Origin of the sequence: Paucisalibacillus globulus DSM 18846, assembly GCF_000482485.1 — a bacterium.
GTDB classification, from domain to species: domain Bacteria; phylum Bacillota; class Bacilli; order Bacillales; family Amphibacillaceae; genus Ornithinibacillus; species Ornithinibacillus globulus.
In genome coordinates, this window is the sequence record NZ_KI519441.1 from 1 (window position 1) to 17583 (window position 17583).

Genomic DNA, 17583 nt, shown 5'->3' on the forward strand with positions numbered 1-17583 from the left:
AAATGTCAAAAACCTATTTAAGAATCTTGATGCTTGGATTAGAAGAAGACTTCGAATGGTCCAGCTAAGGAGCTGGAGAAAAGTCAGAAATCTTCACAGGGCATTAAGAAGAAAAGGGTGGAACGAATCAAGCTTGCGAGGAATAAGAATGTTCTCCTGGAGAAGCTCAAAGAGCCCCATGGTACATGCGGCTCTTGATAATAAATTCTTTAAAAGTCTTGGACTGGTCAGTCTTGAATCTAGAATTACTCCTATTGTCCCCAAAGGGGATTAGTGGGAGGAGCCGTATGCGAAGTTCCGCACGTACGGTTCTGTGAGAGGGGTGGTCAGAGATGGCGACCCCTACTCGATTTAATGAAATTATTCGACAAAATATGTCATATTTCGGGAAGTGACAGGCACCACTACACGCAGGCACCACTACATACTACGCTGTTCTTGGATTGCTTTTCGGGCGAGTTTGTCGGCGTTTTTGTTTTCTTTTTCGGGTATCCATTTGATGAAGAAGTATGGAAATTTTTCTGTTTTGTTACGTATTTCTTCAAGTAAGGGGAGAAAGGTTTTATTTTTTGTATGGTTATTGTCCACTACTTGTACGACTGTTTGTGAATCAGAACGGAAGGATAGGATTTCGTTTGGGAATTCTCTTTCGCAAACTTCAAGAGCTTTCAATACTGCATGAAATTCTGCTTCATGATTAGTCATCATCTTGAGTGGGAAACTATATTCATATTGTTTGCCGTTTGCTTTTATATAAATGCCAGCTCCGCTAATGCCTGGGTTACCACTGGCTGCCCCATCTGTATATACCTCAATCAAAATAAACTTCTCTCCTTCGTACTAGAAATGTTAGTTAATTAGTATTATCATAGCATGTTTTGCATGTGTATACAGTTTGCCTATACTAGTTGAAATTTTACTTCCTGTGAATCCACTAATTTTTTCTATTTCATAGTATAATTTAAAGAATAGATTGACTATATTAGCAATATTTTGTATATTGGTGAAAATATTTGTAAACAGCTCTATAAATTAAGAATGATTGAATAGTAAAATAGGAGGTTGCGGTTGATGAGAAAGGTATATACAAATGGAACGTTTTATACGTTTGATTCAATGAAGCCACAGGTTGAAGCGGTTGTAGTGGAAAACGGCAGATTTATTGATATAGGATCAAGAGATGCAATGATGGCATATTGGGGTGGGGGAAATACCCAGGTTGTTAATCTTGAAGGAAAGACCGTAACACCTGGCTTAGTTGACAGCCACCTCCATATGTCTGCCATAGCTATAAATTTACTACATGTTGATGTGACTGGACTAACATCTAAGGTAGAAATGCTTAGAAAAATTGAATCGCAAGCACATTCCTTACCGCCAGGAGAATGGCTACTTGGAAGAGGCTGGGATGAAAATCTTTTTACCGATGGGGGAATACCAACTATCCAAGAGCTTGATTACGTTTCGCCACATAATCCTTTATATATACCAAGAGTTTGTGGACATGCTGCACTGGTAAATAGTAAGGCTTTAGAGGTTAGTGGCTATCACCAGGATATAAGTATTCCACAAGGTGGGGCGATTGTAATAGATGAAATGACAAAACAGCCAACAGGATTAATATTAGAATCAGCATCAGAGATTTTTAAGCAGTACATTCCAGAATACTCCCTAGAGGATTTAAAAGGAGCACTAAGACAGACTATTCAGATGGCAATGAAAAAAGGATTAACGAGTGTTCATACGAATGATCCAAGCTTCTTAGGTGGTCTACATAATACGTATCAATTATTTGATGAATTATTGAATCAAGAGCAGCTAGGGCTCCGCTCCAATTTATTAATTGATCATGAGTATTTGGATGACTTAAAGGAAGCAGGGATGTATACCGGATTCGGTAATCATACGCTACAAATTGGTGCGGTTAAGCTTTTTGCAGATGGGGCTTTTGGGAGAAGAACGGCCTTATTATCTGAGCCTTATCATGATGCACCTAGTGAATATGGTGAAGCTATGTATTCGAATGAGGAGCTCCATGAAATTATTCGAAAAGCACGTGAGTTATCTATGCCTATTGCGGTCCATACGATTGGGGACAAAGCATTAGAGAATGTTTTAGATGAATTAGATAAATTTCCAACAGTCGCTTATCGTGACCGTTTGATTCATGTCCAGTCATTACGCAACGATCTCATCTCGAGATTAGCCGTTCCAAGTAGAATTGCTGATATTCAACCAAGATTTGTCGTTGGGGATTTCCCATGGGTAGAGGAGCGACTTGGTTCCAATAGACTTCCGCTTGCATATGCATGGAAAACATTAATGGATTCTCATGTGATTTGTGCTGGGGGTTCGGATTCACCGGTAGAACCGATTGATCCACTACTCGGAATTCATGCTGCAGTTACACGGAAAGGGCCTGGAGACACGCATGAAGGCTGGAATAAAAAAGAAAAACTGTCGATGTACCATGCATTTAAGCTATTTACAGAAATGGGAGCATACCCAACGAATGAAGAGACCATAAAAGGGACAATTTCACGTGGTAAACTAGCTGATATGACGGTCTATTCACAGAATCCATTTGAAATGAACAATCCTGATGAGCTTTTAAACACGGAGATAGAAATGACAATAATAGGAGGGAATATTACGTTCGAAAAAGGCACGACTACTTATAATTAAGGAGTGCGAGTTTTATGAAGCAATTGTAGGATTTAAGTTGGAATAGAGGGAAACTCCAGATGGGGATTTTCCTCTTTTTATTATGAAATTTCATATGAGGTGAAAATTTATTCAGAAGTGAAACATAATTATAAGTTTTTCGTAAATATATAGTTGTATATTTTGTAATTGTGATTTATTGTAAGTATAACTACTTGGTACTAAATTCCTAATGGAGGAAAAGGATGAAAATAATAGTAAAGCATGTCGTAAAAAATATCGTTGAAAAAAAGCTTCGGTCTGCGATTGTTCTTTTAACAATTCTACTTTCAACATTAGTGTTGTTTGTCGGGCTTAGTTTAAATTCTATTATCAATAATACATATTCGACAATGCTACAAGGGTCATATGGAGAAGCAAATCTTATAGTGAACAAAGTTACTGATGATGGGAATCCATTCTATGAGTCTAGTGAGCTTGTATTAGAAGGAGTAAACGCTGAACGGTTGGATATGATCGAGGCCAGTGGGAAAATTACACTTCAAGGCGATCAGAAAACGGTCTCCTTATATGGCATGGATACAGATGCTGCTAAGGAAATGAATGTAATTGATTTGTTGACTGGGGAAGTGAAATGGGAAAATGGCTCGGTGCTTATCAGTCAACGCACCGCTACAAATTACGATTTTGAGATTGGTGATAGACTGAATGTTTCGCAAGGCGACCATACTTATGAATTTATAATAAAGGGGATTAGTAAACCTGAGGGTCTTTTTAATTCGGAAATGGGAGATATACTTCTTATAACACAGCCTGAAAAAATAAATGAATTTTATGGTACTTCTAATATGGTTGCTAGTACTTTGTTAAAAGTTCCGTCTGGGGATATGGATTCCACGATTACTAGCTTAAGAGAAAATAATGATAGTTTTACCATACAAAGGACCAATGAAGCGGATATAATTCTACGGGATGAGCAAACCTTCCAAATGGTTATGATGTTGTCCATCATTATTATTGTGTTAATAAGTGCGTATGTCATCGCCTCTCTAACTAAATTAATTGTTACGGAGCGTATGCCCGTTATGGGTACTTTCCGCAGTGTTGGTGCAAATAAGGGTATGATGAATCGTGTTCTATTCTTGGAATTTTTTGTTTATGGAGTTCTAGGGTCTGTTCTTGGAATTATATTTGCGGTATTTCTACTACCTTTTGCGGCGGATGTTTTTAACGAATATAAGGAGTATGGTGTAGAAACGGTTGTGGAATACAATCTAGTTTACTTAGGTGTTTCCCTTCTGTTCGGTATGTTCTTCCCTGCTTTTATTAGCTTCTTCCGTATTGTAAAAGCAAATAATAAACCATTAAAGGAAGTACTTTTTGATACAGCGTTTACGAAAGAATTGCGTTCAAAATGGTCGGTTTTTCTTGGAGTTCTTTTACTAGCAATGGCTTTTGTACTTCACTATTTAAACAGATACGCTGATATTGTATTAGCTGTCCTATCCTTATTACTTTTATTTGTTTCAATCGTTTTGTTAATGCCTACATTATTATATGGAATATCTTACATACTTCGATTTTTCTTGAAAAGAAGTGCTGCAGGAGAGTTATCATTAGGAATTAAAAATATCGCAGGTAATAAGATAGTAGCTAACAATGTCAGTATGATTATGGTTGTCTTTTTGCTACTAATTATGGTTGGTATTGCAAGTGCTGGAATTGATCAATATGTGTCAAATTCACTAACTAAGGATTTCGATGTAGCAGTTTCACTTTCGGAAAATGATGAAACAATCATCGATGAAATTAGAAAGATAGACGGTGTTTCAGATTCCTATGTTCAATATATTAGCCTTGGCCAATCCACAAATAAAGGGATAGAAAGTACTTTTGCTGTTTATGGAGTGGATGATTTTAATAAAATAGATGATTTTTACGATGGAATTACCTACATCGAATTAGATGACAATAATTTAAGTAACTTAGAAAATGCAATCATTTTGGATGAATATTATATGGACAAATATGGTATTTCTATGGGGGATACAGTAGAGATTCAACCAGTGGATGTAAGTTATAAACCGCTTGAGAGCACGGAACCTATTACGATGGTTGTTTCTGGAGTTATGGATAGCAAGGGAATTAATTCTAGCCGTGATGTAGCGCTAATTCCAATGGCAGTTTACGAAGAAAGTTTTGCGGGCATTTTTCAAGAGCTTGGACTGAAGTTGGATGAAGGGTATCATGCAGAGGATGTGAAAGAAAGGATTGCAGATACTTTTGTTAATCATAAACTAGAGGTTATTACCTTCGAAGAAATGCTCGGTTCCCAAAAAGCGACCATTGATACATTAATTGATGGAATAACTGTTATTATTGGTCTCGGGATGATTGTTGGCATTCTTGGTATTTCAAATAACTTAATTGTCTCGTTTAACCAAAGAAAAAAAGAATATGCAATTCTATATTCAGTGTGTATGAGTAAAGGACAAATTATAAAAATGATTTTTCTGGAAATGTTGATTACTTTATTTGCTGTTATTGTGATTGGCTTTTTTGGTGGGTTAGCAATAAATATTCTCCTAACAAGCCTTCTTCATGCGATAGGAATGGTTACCGAATTTAACTTCACCTTTGGCTTATTTGGTATGTTATGTTTGGTAGTTGCGATTTTATTAAGCGTATCGACCTTATCACTAGTTCGTAAAGTCTTTAAACTAAATATCATGAAGGAATTGCGTTATGAATAAAGATATGGGGAGGGATTTGGAGATGGAGAATATTATACGGACAGAAAAGCTTTGTAAGAGTTTCAAAGTAGGAACGAATGATGTTCCTATTTTAGAGGATGTCGAAATTGCTATTAAAACGGGAGAATTTGTTTCCATTATGGGGCCATCAGGTTCAGGAAAAAGCACCTTACTTTATTTATTGGGTGGTATCGATGAACCTACTTCGGGACGAGTCTTTTTACAGGAAAAAGATATTAATAGAATGAAAGATAAGGAGAAAAGTGTCCTACGGAGAAAATCTATGGGGTTTGTGTTCCAGTTCTATAATCTAGTTCAGAATCTAACAGTAGAAGAAAATATAATGCTTCCAGTAACGATGGATAAGAAGAAACCTGCAGATTACAAAGTACAGCTAGATGAGATTTTGGAAATTGTCGGGCTTTCTGAACGGAGAAAGTATACACCGAGAGAATTGTCAGGTGGCCAGCAGCAGCGTGTTGCTATTGCGAGAGCATTAATCCTTAGTCCAGCATTAATTTTAGCGGATGAGCCGATTGGAAACTTAGATAGTAAGACTGGCACAGAAATTATGGAACTATTCTATCGCATTAATAAGGAAAAAGGGATAACAATTGTTCAGGTAACACATTCAGAAGAAGCAGCAGCGTATGGAAATCGTCTAATCCGAATGAAGGATGGGAAAGTGTTGGAACCAGTTATCATGTAACAATGAAAAGTGAGAGGGGAGGGGGAAGAATGTTGCCCTTCCCTTTATTATTTACATAATAGTTGCCCCTAACCTATTCTTCTAAAGTATTGAACAAGATTAGTTGGTTTAAGTTATGAATTATTGGGTATAGAAAAAACAAATGTACTGCATAAGCTAGTAGTAGAAAGGGGTACTAGGGATACCATGGGGACAACACAGACCAAGCTAAGAGCATTATTAGCGGATATTTTTAGTTATTTACATGCAAATCCAGAGGTAAGCTGGAAAGAATATAAAACAACCAAATATATAAAAGGATTGCTTGAGGATAAGGGATGTCGGATTCAAACGTTTGGAAAAACACCAGGATTAGTTGTTGAAATAGGAAGTGGTGAACCTGTAGTAGCAATACGTGCTGATATAGACGCGTTATGGCAGGAGGTAGATGGTGAATTTAAAGCCAATCATTCTTGCGGCCATGATGCTCATATGACAATTGTCCTAGGTGTTTTATTTACACTACTGGAGGATGGGATTCCGGACCACGGAACATTTCGCTTTATATTCCAGCCTGCAGAGGAAAAGGGGGATGGTGCACTGACCTTAGTGGGGAAGGGAGTTGCTGATGAATTGGATTATCTTTATGGCCTACATTTACGCCCGATACAAGAATTACGGCATGGCCAGTTTTCACCAGCTATCCGACATGGTGCCTCCTGGTCAGTGGATGGGGTAATCACTGGTGAAGACGCACATGGAGCAAGACCACATTTAAATGCGAATGCAATTCAGATTGGTAGCGAGTTTTTCCAGCATTTGAATAATATTTATCTAGATCCAATGATTCCACATTCTGTAAAAATGACGAGCTTCCATGCTGGCGGGGATAGTACTAATATTATTCCGGGAAATGCTACTTTCTCACTGGATATGCGTACTCAAACAAATGAAGCGATGGAAGAATTGATGGGAAAAGTGGAGCGTATTGCTAAAATGCTTTCTGATTATCATGAAGTGGAAATTGATCTTTCCATTCGGTCAAGTGTGGCCGCCGCTGTCATTAATATGGAGGCAAGTAAGATTATGGAAGAGGCTATAATTGATACAGTTGGCATAAAGCATCTAGTACCGATGATTACAACTACTGGTGGGGATGATTTTCATTTTTATACAATAAAAAAGCCTCACTTAAAAGCGACAATGCTTGCAGTAGGGTGTGATTTGGAGCCAGGATTACATCATCCTAACATGATGTTTAATCATGATGCAATAGAGCCTAGTGTGAAAATTATTGTAAAGGCATTAATGAAAACTGTTGAAAAACACCATTCGCAAGGGGTCTCAAATTAAAATGTTGATTAGTGGATTATACGGGGGGGGGATACGAATTAGAAGAAATAAAGAAAGTGGAACAAGCTAATTGAAGAAATATATCATCACATCAATCCACCAAACTAACACCATCTATCAGATTGGTGGTGTTGATTGGTGCCTTTTTCATGCATAAGTGTCTTACCTGAATATCATAAAATCGGACTTGGTGGTAAGATAAAGTTAAGGTTGCGTACTAGTCTGTTTTTGTACAGTATGAGGAAGAAGGGTTATTGATGGTAATACCATTTAAAAAAATTATATTACATCGACTAAATATGCGAATGATTTTTCCGTTTTCGACAAGTTTTGGAACGATGCAGGAGAAGGATTTCTTTATTATTGAAGCGGTAGATATGGATGGCAACCGTGGATTTGGAGAAAGTGTTGCCTTTCCAATCCCTTGGTATACGGAAGAAACGGTGAAATCCAATAAAGATATGATGGAAGATTTATTAATACCAATATTACGAGAAAATCCAATTGAACACCCGAATGACGTTTTTCCGCTTTTTGGCCGATTACGTGGTAATAATATGGCCAAAGCAGCGATTGAAGGTGCCGTATGGGATCTATATGCGAAGCGGGAGGGATTGACTCTTGCTAAGGCGCTTGGTGGTGAAAAGACGGAAATTGATGCTGGGATTAGCATTGGTATTCAACCAACGATAGGGGATTTATTAGAGGAAATTGAGGGGTTTTTAGAACAAGGGTACAAACGTATAAAGTTGAAAATTAAGCCTGGACATGATGTAGACATGCTTCGACAAGTTCGTGCAACTTTTCCAGATACCCCGATTATGGCTGATGCAAATTCTGCCTATACTCTACATGATATCGAGTTGTTAAAGCAACTCGATGATTTAGATTTAATGATGATTGAACAGCCTTTACAACATCATGACATTATTGACCATGCAAAGCTACAAAAAGAAATCAAAACACCAATTTGTTTGGATGAAAGTATTCATTCCTTATATGATGCCCAAAAGGCGATTGAACTTGGTAGCTGCAAAATTATTAATATTAAAGTTGGTCGTGTTGGTGGACTGTCCGAATCCGTTAAAATTCATGATTACTGTAAAGCAAATGGGATTCCAGTTTGGTGTGGTGGCATGTTAGAAGCTGGAGTAGGACGGGCTCATAATATTGCGATTACTACACTTTCAAACTTTGTTTTACCAGGTGATACTGCTGGTTCTTCACGTTATTGGGAAAGAGATATTATTAAACCAGAGGTTATTGTGGAAAATGGCGCAATTAACGTTCCAACAGCTCCAGGGATTGGTTATGAAATCGATGAAGAGGCATTGGAGGAATTTCGAATAGAAAAACAAGAATTTGATATGTAAATTAAAAGCCTTTTGTTATGTTTGCTCTTTAAAATTTTACAGTTGATGGAAAATGTGCGGTAACTTTACTAAGAGGTTAGTGTAGTGCTAAGACACCGCTCCGCCAGAATACTTCGCTTTCCACGGGCACGGCCTCAGCCTCCTCGCGGAAAGACCACCGCTGCGGGGTCTTCGGACACGGGCTGTTCCCGCAGGAGTCTTCGTATTCTGCCTACGCTAGTGTGGTTTTTCTATTCTTGGGTTGTGTGTTGCTTTTTTTTATATAAATTATGGGCGACAATCCCAATTTACTCTATATTAGCTCCGGAAATACACGGAGACTCCTATGGGAAGATAGGCATAGGTGAGACCCCACAGTGCGATGCTCAAACAAACATTATTAGTTACCGCACAGTCTATAATAAATTGTGCGATTAAATATTGAACGTTATGGAGAACATCCATGTAAAAAGCGCACCAGAATCCGATTGATTCTGGTGCCAAATATATTAAGGGAGGGTCTAACAAATAATTCAACCTATTCAACAGATTCTTCATCAAAATACTCCATTAATCCTTCTGTAATGGCTTTAGCTACAGATTTCTGGTATTCCTCCGATTGGATTTTTTCAAAATCACCGGGATTGGTCATGAATCCTAACTCTAATAAAACAGCAGGATGTTGATTATGCGCTAATACATAATAACCTTCATTTCTAATACCGCGATCATTCATATCCAGATTGTCAGCAAGGGACGAGTGGACCTTATTTGCAAGGTCTCCGCTTGTTCTAGAATTAGAATAATACGTATTGATGCCATTAACAGATGAATCACTAAAATAGTCATAATGGAGACTAATGAATGCATCTGTTTTGTTGGTATTACTTTGCTTTACCCGATTTTGTAAAGAATTAAACGTGTCACCTTCTCTTGTGAAATTAACTGTTGCTCCTTCATTCTCCAAATAGGTTGCAAGTTTTTCAGCTGTAGAAAGTGTAAGACTCTTTTCGTATACGTCATCATGTACTGCCCCAGCATCTTCACCACCATGTCCTGGATCAATTAGAATGCTATATCCATTTAATGTGCTTTTTGTTACAACTATTGTATCTTCTGAAATTTGTACTTCCTTTGGTTTATACATTCCAACAGATAATTCGACATTTTCATCCAAAGGATGTTCCGCTTGTTGGTTATTGAAAAAGACTTCCTCATGTTGGTTTGATTGATTGCTCTCATCTTGTTTGGTTTTATTCTCTTCTTCTACCTTTTCTTCTTCTATATCTACTTGTTCATTGTCATTTTGGTTCTCTTCAGAAGTATTCTCTTCCTTTTTGTCAACTTGCTCTTGAGACTCATGATTTAAATCTTGTGTACGATTCTCTTCTAACAGTAATAAATCCTCCGAGTAAACCCAAACTGGTTGTCCTTCATAAAAGGTTTTCACCCAACCGTTCATTTCGTCAAATGTGCGAAGATGATCTCCTTCTATTAAATTACCAATACTTTCAGCTTCTTCATTTGGAGCTGTTCGCATTATACTTTCTGTTTTTACTTCAAATAATTTTATATGATCATCTTCTTGGGAATTTGCATGTGCGTTATTAATAGGAAAGAACGATACGAACAATACGAATAACCCTATCCCCAAAATCATCTTTAAAACTTTACTCATATTCTCTCAATCCCTTTCTCTTAATTTATGAATCTATCAAAAGGATGGACAGAAAATAATAGATTTATACATTTATATATGAAAATATCATTTATTTTAATTGAATAGTCCTATCTTAGTAGAAAAAATGAACGTTACATTAGGGAAATCGGATGAATTGAAAGAGAGTAGTCCTCCTTTAGTAGGGTTTTATATGAGAAAAATTCTATTAACCTATCATTTGTTATTTGAAAGAGTACAAAGCGTTTCCGTAAATCTTTGTCGAATCAGATAAGGTTTGGAAAAAATTACACCATTTTATACCAGAATATAATATTTTTTTATGTTAGGAAACAAATTTTGAGGATGTTAAAAACCTCTTAATAGGTGTAAGGTTCTGATGATAATTAACTAATAGATTACTTTAATAATTAATATTTAGTACAATGGTTGATTGTTTTCATCATAAACATTTTTAATTCGACTTATTAGAACATTGTCCTTCGAAATAACGGATAAAATCTACATATTTTTTGCCCTTTCTCCAGTTTTTCTGAATCTATCATACTAGATAATAAATAGTAGATTGTAAGGATTCTTTATTCAGAATTTCCTGTTAATATGGGCACAACGAGTGATGCTTATGTGAAAAGTTGTAAAAAATATGATAGGAAGGTCGGGTGATAAATGAAAAAAATACTAGTGGGTTTAATAGTAGTTTCTTTATTTTTTGTTTTCCATATGGTGACTGTTCAGGGATCAAGTCTACCTTATAAGGAGAAGCTAGCTGGCATGATTAATAGTGTTGAAAACTTTTTCGTAGTCCAAAAAAATGACTTTCTAAATTCTTTTGATAACCAACAAGATGCTCGGAATAAAAAGATAGCAGAAGAACTTGCAAGAATTAATGAAATAGTTTCAAGTGCAACTACTAATGATGTCAACCAATATAATAGAAATTATCTATTGAATCTCGCTGAAAGAAGAGAAGATTCCCTACTTCATATGCCTTTTACAGAGTATACCAACAAAAAAAGTAATGAAATTGACTCCGAGATAAGCGAAGATATTACGGAATTTATTAGTGAATTAATAGAGCAGGATAAAAATCAAATTAATAATGGAAAAGGAGATTTGAGATGAAAAAGGGAAAAAGCTTGAAAACAAAAATTATTGCAGGGGTAGTAGCAGTAGGTGTGATATCAGGTTCTGGTATTGCATTTGCAAACACAGATGCAGGTGCGAATTTACGTGCATGGTATGAGGGGATGTTTGGCCAAACCGTTACCTCAATCGAAGGAGAGGTTTCTGCATACGGGGAAAGTAAACTTCCAGCATTAGAAGAGGAATATGAAGCATTAAAAGCGGAAGCAAACGTTAATATTGATTTATCTAGGGAACTAGCAACAGGCGAGTCTTTGGAAGAAATAATTAATGCAAAGTTAGGTCATTTGGAATCCCTTGATGAAGAAGAACGGGCAATATTGGAGAATATTGGTCTTGAGTTCTATAACGTTTTTCTAGAAGGATACTTTGAAATTGATCGACTAAAATCTGAAGGACTAGCGTATGCAACTAATGATTTAACAAACTATACTGGTGAGATTGGGCAAGAGGCAATAAATGGAATGACTACTGATATTAATACGGCAAGGGATGAGGCTGTACAAGAGCTTGAGGATGCCATTCGAGAAGCACAAGAAGCACTTGCTGCTGAATTAGCAAATCAAGAAGAAATTACAGTACGTAATTTAAAGAACCAAATTGATTGGAGAATTAATGATTTAAGAACAGAAGTAACAACATTACTAGACTCTTTAGTAGCTGAACAAGAAGCAATTATTGTTGCAAAAGCACAGGAACTAGAAGATGAGGCAAAAGCAGCTCTTGATGAAGTAGTGAATGGAATTAATCAATAAGGATGATTTAAAATGAAGCGGATGTCCTAGTGTTGGGGTCTGGCTCCATATATGGTTGCCAGATCCAAATAGGATATCCTGTTTATCGCAGGTTAACTGGCTGTAAGACCCTTAACGAGGAGAATTCGAGTGAAATTCAAGAATTATAAGTGGGGGATCAACAGCCAGTAAAAGCCCGATTCGTTCAACTAACAATCATTGGGGGAAGTACAAAAACCCCCATTGATTGAAGTTTCACTTTATGTTGGGGGGGTATATGCATGAAAAATCGAAAAAACCTGTACCTAAAAATACTAGGAATATTTTCCGTCCTTATTATCGTCTTTAGTAGTATTAAGGTTACATTTGCAGACCAAGATATAGCTTCTATGTTGTCGAATTGGTTAGATAATAAAAGTACTCAATCGATTAATGAAATGGAGAGTAGTATATCACTTAAACAGGAAGAACAAACAACGCGGCTTAAGAGTGAAATTCAACAAGCCATTCAAGCGGCTGACCAACAATTTCAAGATTTTATTGAAAATGAAAAGATAAAGAGGGTTCAACAAATAGAAGAATATGCCGATCAGTTGATAGAAAGTTATAGTGTTACAGTAGATTCAGGTAAGGATATGACTCAGAAGTTAGAGTGTATAGCTACCAATGCAGAAATAGAAATGGACATTGTAATGGGGAAGAAAGATAAAAGTGCATTAATGGATTGTGGAGTAGTAGGGAATGTGCCAAAGGAAATTAAGGTAGAAAACAGTGGAATAGAGGATACAGAATCTGATAATAGTGAAATAAATAGTGCTATAACTGATTCTAATAGTGATAATAATGTGGAACAAGGTTCTAAGGAAACGGTAGATTCTGCAGGTTAAACGATTAAAATCCGTTTTAGGTAGGTGATTTAATGGAAAGTAGTGTATCCCTTAAAGGACAAAATTTAGAAAATGATGAGCAAAAGAAAGCTAGTTGGGGTAGTTGGGCTTTTTTTCTCGTTAGTCTAGTAATTTTATTTGTTATTTTTCGTTTTATTATTGGAGTAATCACAATCTCAGGGGATTCAATGAATCCAACATTAGAAGATGGAGATATATTATTAACTAGTAATTTATTTTATACAGTAGACCGGAATGATATTATTATTTTTCGTGATGAAAATGGCTTTAACGTTATTAAAAGAGTCATAGGCCTACCAAATGATACCATTGCGATTCAGGATGGGATAGTGTCTGTAAATGGAGAAATGATTAATGAAACGTATACGACTGGCTTACCAAATGATATGGAGGAAGTAATTGTCCCAAGTGAGTCCTATTTTGTTATTGGGGACAATCGGACACCTGGAGAAAGTCTAGATAGTAGAAGTGATAGAGTAGGCTCTATTAATGAATCAAATGTGCTTGGCAAAGTTATGATCTCTATCTTCCCCTTTTCCTTAAAGGTTGAAAAATAAGTGCCAGAACTACGAAAGAATTCGACAATTCGTAGTGCCTGGCACTTTGGTATTTTTAGTACTTTTGAACGAATAATTCGAGGTATTTCGGCAATTTTAGTGATTTGATGGCAACGGAATAGTATTGATAATGCACATGCATTCGCATATAATTATAATAATCATCACAATTATTAGATAATTATAAAAAGAGTGATGATATAAAAATAAGAGAGGGGATTCATTTCATATGAAATTGGTAAAGAAATATTGGTCCGTCTTCTTCTTAGTGATTACATTAAGTTTGTTTTTAGCTGCTTGTGGCTCAAGCACAGGCTCTGGTTCATCAGGTGATAAGTTAGTGGTTGCAACTGATGCTACATATGCTCCTATGGAGTACATGGATGATAGTGGGAATATAGTTGGTATCGATATTGATATTGTTGATGCGATTGCCGAAGCTGCAGGCATCGAAGTGGAATATAAGAACTATGGCTGGGAGCCATTATTTGCTGCTGTGGAGAATGGAGAGGTTGATTTTGCTGTATCTTCTATCACCATTACAGATGATCGTAAAGAGTCATTTGATTTCACAGACCCTTATTTTGTGGCAAACCAAGTAATTCTTGTTCCTGCTAATAGTGATGTGGAAAGTTTTGAAGAGCTTAAAGGGAAAAAAGTAGCTGTACAGATTAATACAACTGGTCATGAGGTAGTAAAAGGACTACTAGGTAAAACAAGTTCGGATATTGTTGCACCAAAAACAATGCCTCTGGCAATTACTGAAATGTTAAATGGTAATGCTGACGCGGCAGTAGGTGACAATTCTGTTGTATTGGAATATGTGAAAAACAACCCAGATGTAGAACTGGAAATTATAGAAGATGATAGTTTTGAAAAAGAATATTATGGCTTAATGGTGAAAAAGGGAAACTCTGAAATTGTCGACAGATTAAACGAGGGGATACAAAAAATTAAAGAAGATGGTACTTTGAAAGAACTCACTGGTATGGATATCGAGTAATTAAAAAAGCGAGAGATTGATAACATACAGGGGGAGGTCATGATGGATTTTTTAGAATCAATTCGGTTTGACATGATTTGGAACTACAAAGAACTATTTATTCGTGGACTCTGGGTTACCCTTGGTTTAACGGCAGTTGGGTATATTGGTGGTGTGATTTTAGGGCTTTTTCTTGGAATAGGGAAACTTTCCAAAATTAAATGGATTTATTACCCGTGCAAATACTATGTTGATTTTTTTCGCGGAACGCCACTCTTAGTACAAATTCTGTTGATTCATCTAGCAGTTATTCCTAGTATATTTGGCCATTCATTAGGCTATTTCGTATCTGGAGCAACCGCACTTATGTTGAATTGTGCTGCCTATAATGCTGAAATCATTCGAGCAGGGATTCAATCGATTGAAAAAGGACAAATGGAAGCAGCTCGTTCCCTTGGTATGCCAAAACGAGAAGCAATGAAACAAATTATTTTGCCACAAGCATTTCGTCGAATGATTCCACCTCTAGGAAATGAATTAATTGCTCTGCTCAAGGACTCGTCGTTAGTTACCGTAATTGCTGCTAATGATCTTTTATATGCTAGCCAAGTTGTTGCAGGAGCCTATCAGCGTTTTTATGAGCCATATGTAACAGTAGCAATTCTATATTTACTTTTGACCTGGGTATGTACAAGGGTGATTGCATATGTGGAAAAACGATACAGTAATAGCTATATTCCACGTAGACGACGTACATTTTCATTTAGTCGTTCTTCGGTAGGTGGGTGATGTCATGATTAAAATTAATAGTTTATATAAATCGTTTGGAAATTTAGAGGTTCTAAAAGGAATAGATTGTGAGATAAATGAAAAGGAAGTAGTCTGTGTCATTGGCCCAAGTGGTTCTGGAAAAAGCACGTTTCTGCGCTGCATCAATTTATTAGAAGAGGTCACAGATGGATCAATTTATATTGATGGTGTAAAAATAAATGATACAAAAACAAATATCAATGAAATAAGAAAGGAAGTTGGAATGGTATTCCAACAGTTCAACTTATTTCCACATATGAATGTGTTAAATAACATTACTATTGCTCCAAAAAGAATTCGAAAGATGCACGAGGTTGAAGCAGTTGATTTAGCTTATCAACTATTGGAAAAGGTAGGACTTCAAGATAAAGCTGAGGCATACCCTGAGCAGCTATCAGGTGGCCAGATGCAACGTGTTGCTATCGCTAGAGCACTTGCAATGCGACCGAAGATTATGTTGTTTGATGAGCCGACATCTGCACTTGACCCTGAGATGGTAAAAGAAGTTCTAGATGTTATGAAGCAACTTGCTGTAGAAGGGATGACAATGGTTGTGGTAACTCATGAAATGGGCTTTGCTCGAGAGATGGGTGACAGGGTTTTGTTTATGGATGAGGGTGTTATTATGGAAGAAGGTACACCATCTGAAGTGTTTGGTCAGCCGAAGAATTCTCGGACTCAGGATTTCTTGAGTAAGGTGTTATGATGAAGTAGGAATTTGAGAGAAGTCCATCGAGAGAAAATGAAGGGCTTTTTCTTAAAGGCAAATTTGTTATATGATTGGGGAACCTGTCTAATAGACTGGTTCTAACCGGTAATACGCAAATGTAACAAAATCCTCCAGTATTCTACAGACTGGAGGATTTTGTTCAACAAATTACTTTTTATTCTTTTTCTTAGTCAATCTACCTAAAACAAACGCACCAGCAGCAACACCAAGAACTGTATTTGTTTTCTTATTGAATACTTGTTTAACAGCTAGATTAATGTTTTGTGGACGTTCAGCCAAACGGCGCATGTAGTAGCCATACCAGTCATCACCAAAAGGAACATAGGTACAGAAATTATACCCTTCTCTCGCTAGTTCCAATTGAAGGTCTTTTCGGAATCCAAAAAGCATTTGGAATTCAAATTTCTCCAAAGGAATATTGTTTTCTTTAACAAATTCTTTTACATGATTGATGACACGATGATCATGTGTTGCGATAGAAGTGAATTTACCGCTTAATAAATGATACTCAATTAGCTTTAAGAAGTTTTGATCGATATCTTTTTTATCTTGGAATGCTACGGACTCAGATTCTTTGTACGCACCTTTAACAATGCGTAGACGGTAATCCTTATATTTTTCAATATTCTTAACAGATTCATAGAAATACGCTTGAATAACAGTTCCAATATTATCAAATTCAACGGAAAGCTCGTCAATTAAATCAAAAGATGGTTTTAAGTGGCCGTAGTCTTCCATATCAAAATTAATAAAAATATCGTATTCTTTCGCTTTGGAAGCGATTTCTTTTAAGTTCTGCTTACAAAACTCATAATCAATATCAAGTCCAAGCTGTGTTGGCTTTAATGAAATATGAGCATCTACTTTGTTTGTGTGAATTGCTTCAATTACTTCAAGAATCTGTTCCTTCGCTTTAAGTGCTTCCTCTTCTTCAAAAACGAATTCACCTAAGTTATCAATTGTGGCAGAGATACCATTATTATTTAAATCTTTAACACTTTGAATCATATCTTGTATATTTGTACCAGCAACTACTGTTTGAGCACCTAGCTTTAAACCGTATTTTTTTGCAGCACTATTTAAAAACTGATTTTGTGACATACCAATGAAGAAATCTTTTAAATTCATTATGCATACCTCATTTGTTTTTTTCTTTTATTATAACGGAAAATGGGTGTTTTTGTCACTTGTTGTATATTGTCTGCAATATATTACTGATTTAATCACCATA

The 17583-nt window shown here is 36.3% G+C and carries 16 protein-coding genes; 13 read left to right on the forward strand and 3 right to left on the reverse strand.

Annotation, left to right across the window (positions count from 1 at the left end; translation table 11 throughout):
* Positions 1-274 (forward strand): group II intron maturase-specific domain-containing protein (locus K332_RS24325; RefSeq protein ID WP_036689552.1); only part of this gene is annotated, 274 nt, incomplete at its 5' end.
* Positions 275-420: 146 nt separating this feature from the next.
* Here K332_RS24325 and K332_RS0120855 read toward each other — a convergent pair.
* Positions 421-819, reverse strand: coding sequence for a reverse transcriptase-like protein (locus K332_RS0120855; RefSeq protein ID WP_026909220.1), 399 nt, complete (start codon positions 817-819; stop codon positions 421-423).
* A 252-nt stretch (positions 820-1071) separates the two neighbouring features.
* Between K332_RS0120855 and K332_RS0120860 the strand changes: the two genes are divergently transcribed.
* The 5 genes from K332_RS0120860 to menC all read left to right on the forward strand — a co-directional run bounded on the left by K332_RS0120860 (position 1072) and on the right by menC (position 8831).
* Positions 1072-2685, forward strand: coding sequence for an amidohydrolase (locus K332_RS0120860; RefSeq protein ID WP_026909221.1), 1614 nt, complete (start codon positions 1072-1074; stop codon positions 2683-2685).
* A 224-nt stretch (positions 2686-2909) separates the two neighbouring features.
* Entirely contained in the window at positions 2910-5417 is a 2508-nt protein-coding gene (locus tag K332_RS0120865; protein WP_026909222.1) for an FtsX-like permease family protein, read from the forward strand.
* Between the two features lie 22 nt (positions 5418-5439).
* A complete protein-coding gene (locus K332_RS0120870) occupies positions 5440-6126 on the forward strand; it encodes an ABC transporter ATP-binding protein (protein ID WP_026909223.1) in 687 nt (228 codons plus the stop codon).
* A gap of 186 nt (positions 6127-6312) precedes the next feature.
* The gene (locus K332_RS0120875) at positions 6313-7458 is read left to right on the forward strand and encodes a M20 peptidase aminoacylase family protein (protein ID WP_026909224.1); all 1146 of its coding nucleotides are present in this window, start codon (positions 6313-6315) and stop codon (positions 7456-7458) included.
* A 257-nt stretch (positions 7459-7715) separates the two neighbouring features.
* Positions 7716-8831, forward strand: a complete 1116-nt coding sequence (gene menC / locus K332_RS0120880) for an o-succinylbenzoate synthase (protein ID WP_026909225.1) — start codon at positions 7716-7718, stop codon at positions 8829-8831.
* A 517-nt stretch (positions 8832-9348) separates the two neighbouring features.
* Here menC and K332_RS23435 read toward each other — a convergent pair.
* On the reverse strand, positions 9349-10488 hold the full coding sequence (locus tag K332_RS23435; RefSeq protein WP_051359571.1) for an N-acetylmuramoyl-L-alanine amidase: 1140 nt from the start codon (positions 10486-10488) through the stop codon (positions 9349-9351).
* A gap of 666 nt (positions 10489-11154) precedes the next feature.
* Between K332_RS23435 and K332_RS0120890 the strand changes: the two genes are divergently transcribed.
* From K332_RS0120890 to K332_RS0120920, 7 genes are all read left to right on the forward strand, one after another.
* Complete coding sequence (locus K332_RS0120890) at positions 11155-11610, forward strand: hypothetical protein (RefSeq protein ID WP_026909226.1); 456 nt, start codon at positions 11155-11157, stop codon at positions 11608-11610.
* Positions 11607-12386, forward strand: a complete 780-nt coding sequence (locus tag K332_RS0120895) for a hypothetical protein (protein WP_026909227.1) — start codon at positions 11607-11609, stop codon at positions 12384-12386. The genes K332_RS0120890 and K332_RS0120895 overlap by 4 nt, the downstream gene beginning before the upstream one ends.
* Before the next feature lie 260 nt (positions 12387-12646).
* The gene (locus K332_RS0120900) at positions 12647-13252 is read left to right on the forward strand and encodes a hypothetical protein (protein ID WP_026909228.1); all 606 of its coding nucleotides are present in this window, start codon (positions 12647-12649) and stop codon (positions 13250-13252) included.
* Between the two features lie 32 nt (positions 13253-13284).
* Positions 13285-13830, forward strand: a complete 546-nt coding sequence (gene lepB / locus K332_RS0120905; RefSeq protein WP_026909229.1) for a signal peptidase I — start codon at positions 13285-13287, stop codon at positions 13828-13830.
* Between the two features lie 229 nt (positions 13831-14059).
* Positions 14060-14833: a basic amino acid ABC transporter substrate-binding protein gene (locus K332_RS0120910; RefSeq protein ID WP_026909230.1), complete on the forward strand. Its 774-nt coding sequence runs from the start codon at positions 14060-14062 to the stop codon at positions 14831-14833.
* Between the two features lie 42 nt (positions 14834-14875).
* Positions 14876-15601 carry an amino acid ABC transporter permease gene (locus K332_RS23075; protein WP_036689555.1) on the forward strand — a complete coding sequence of 242 codons (726 nt, stop codon included), beginning with the start codon at positions 14876-14878 and terminating at the stop codon, positions 15599-15601.
* Positions 15602-15605: 4 nt separating this feature from the next.
* Positions 15606-16328: an amino acid ABC transporter ATP-binding protein gene (locus tag K332_RS0120920; RefSeq protein WP_026909231.1), complete on the forward strand. Its 723-nt coding sequence runs from the start codon at positions 15606-15608 to the stop codon at positions 16326-16328.
* Between the two features lie 171 nt (positions 16329-16499).
* Here K332_RS0120920 and K332_RS0120925 read toward each other — a convergent pair whose 3' ends face one another.
* On the reverse strand, positions 16500-17480 hold the full coding sequence (locus tag K332_RS0120925; protein ID WP_026909232.1) for a proline dehydrogenase family protein: 981 nt from the start codon (positions 17478-17480) through the stop codon (positions 16500-16502).
* Positions 17481-17583 lie beyond the last annotated feature (103 nt).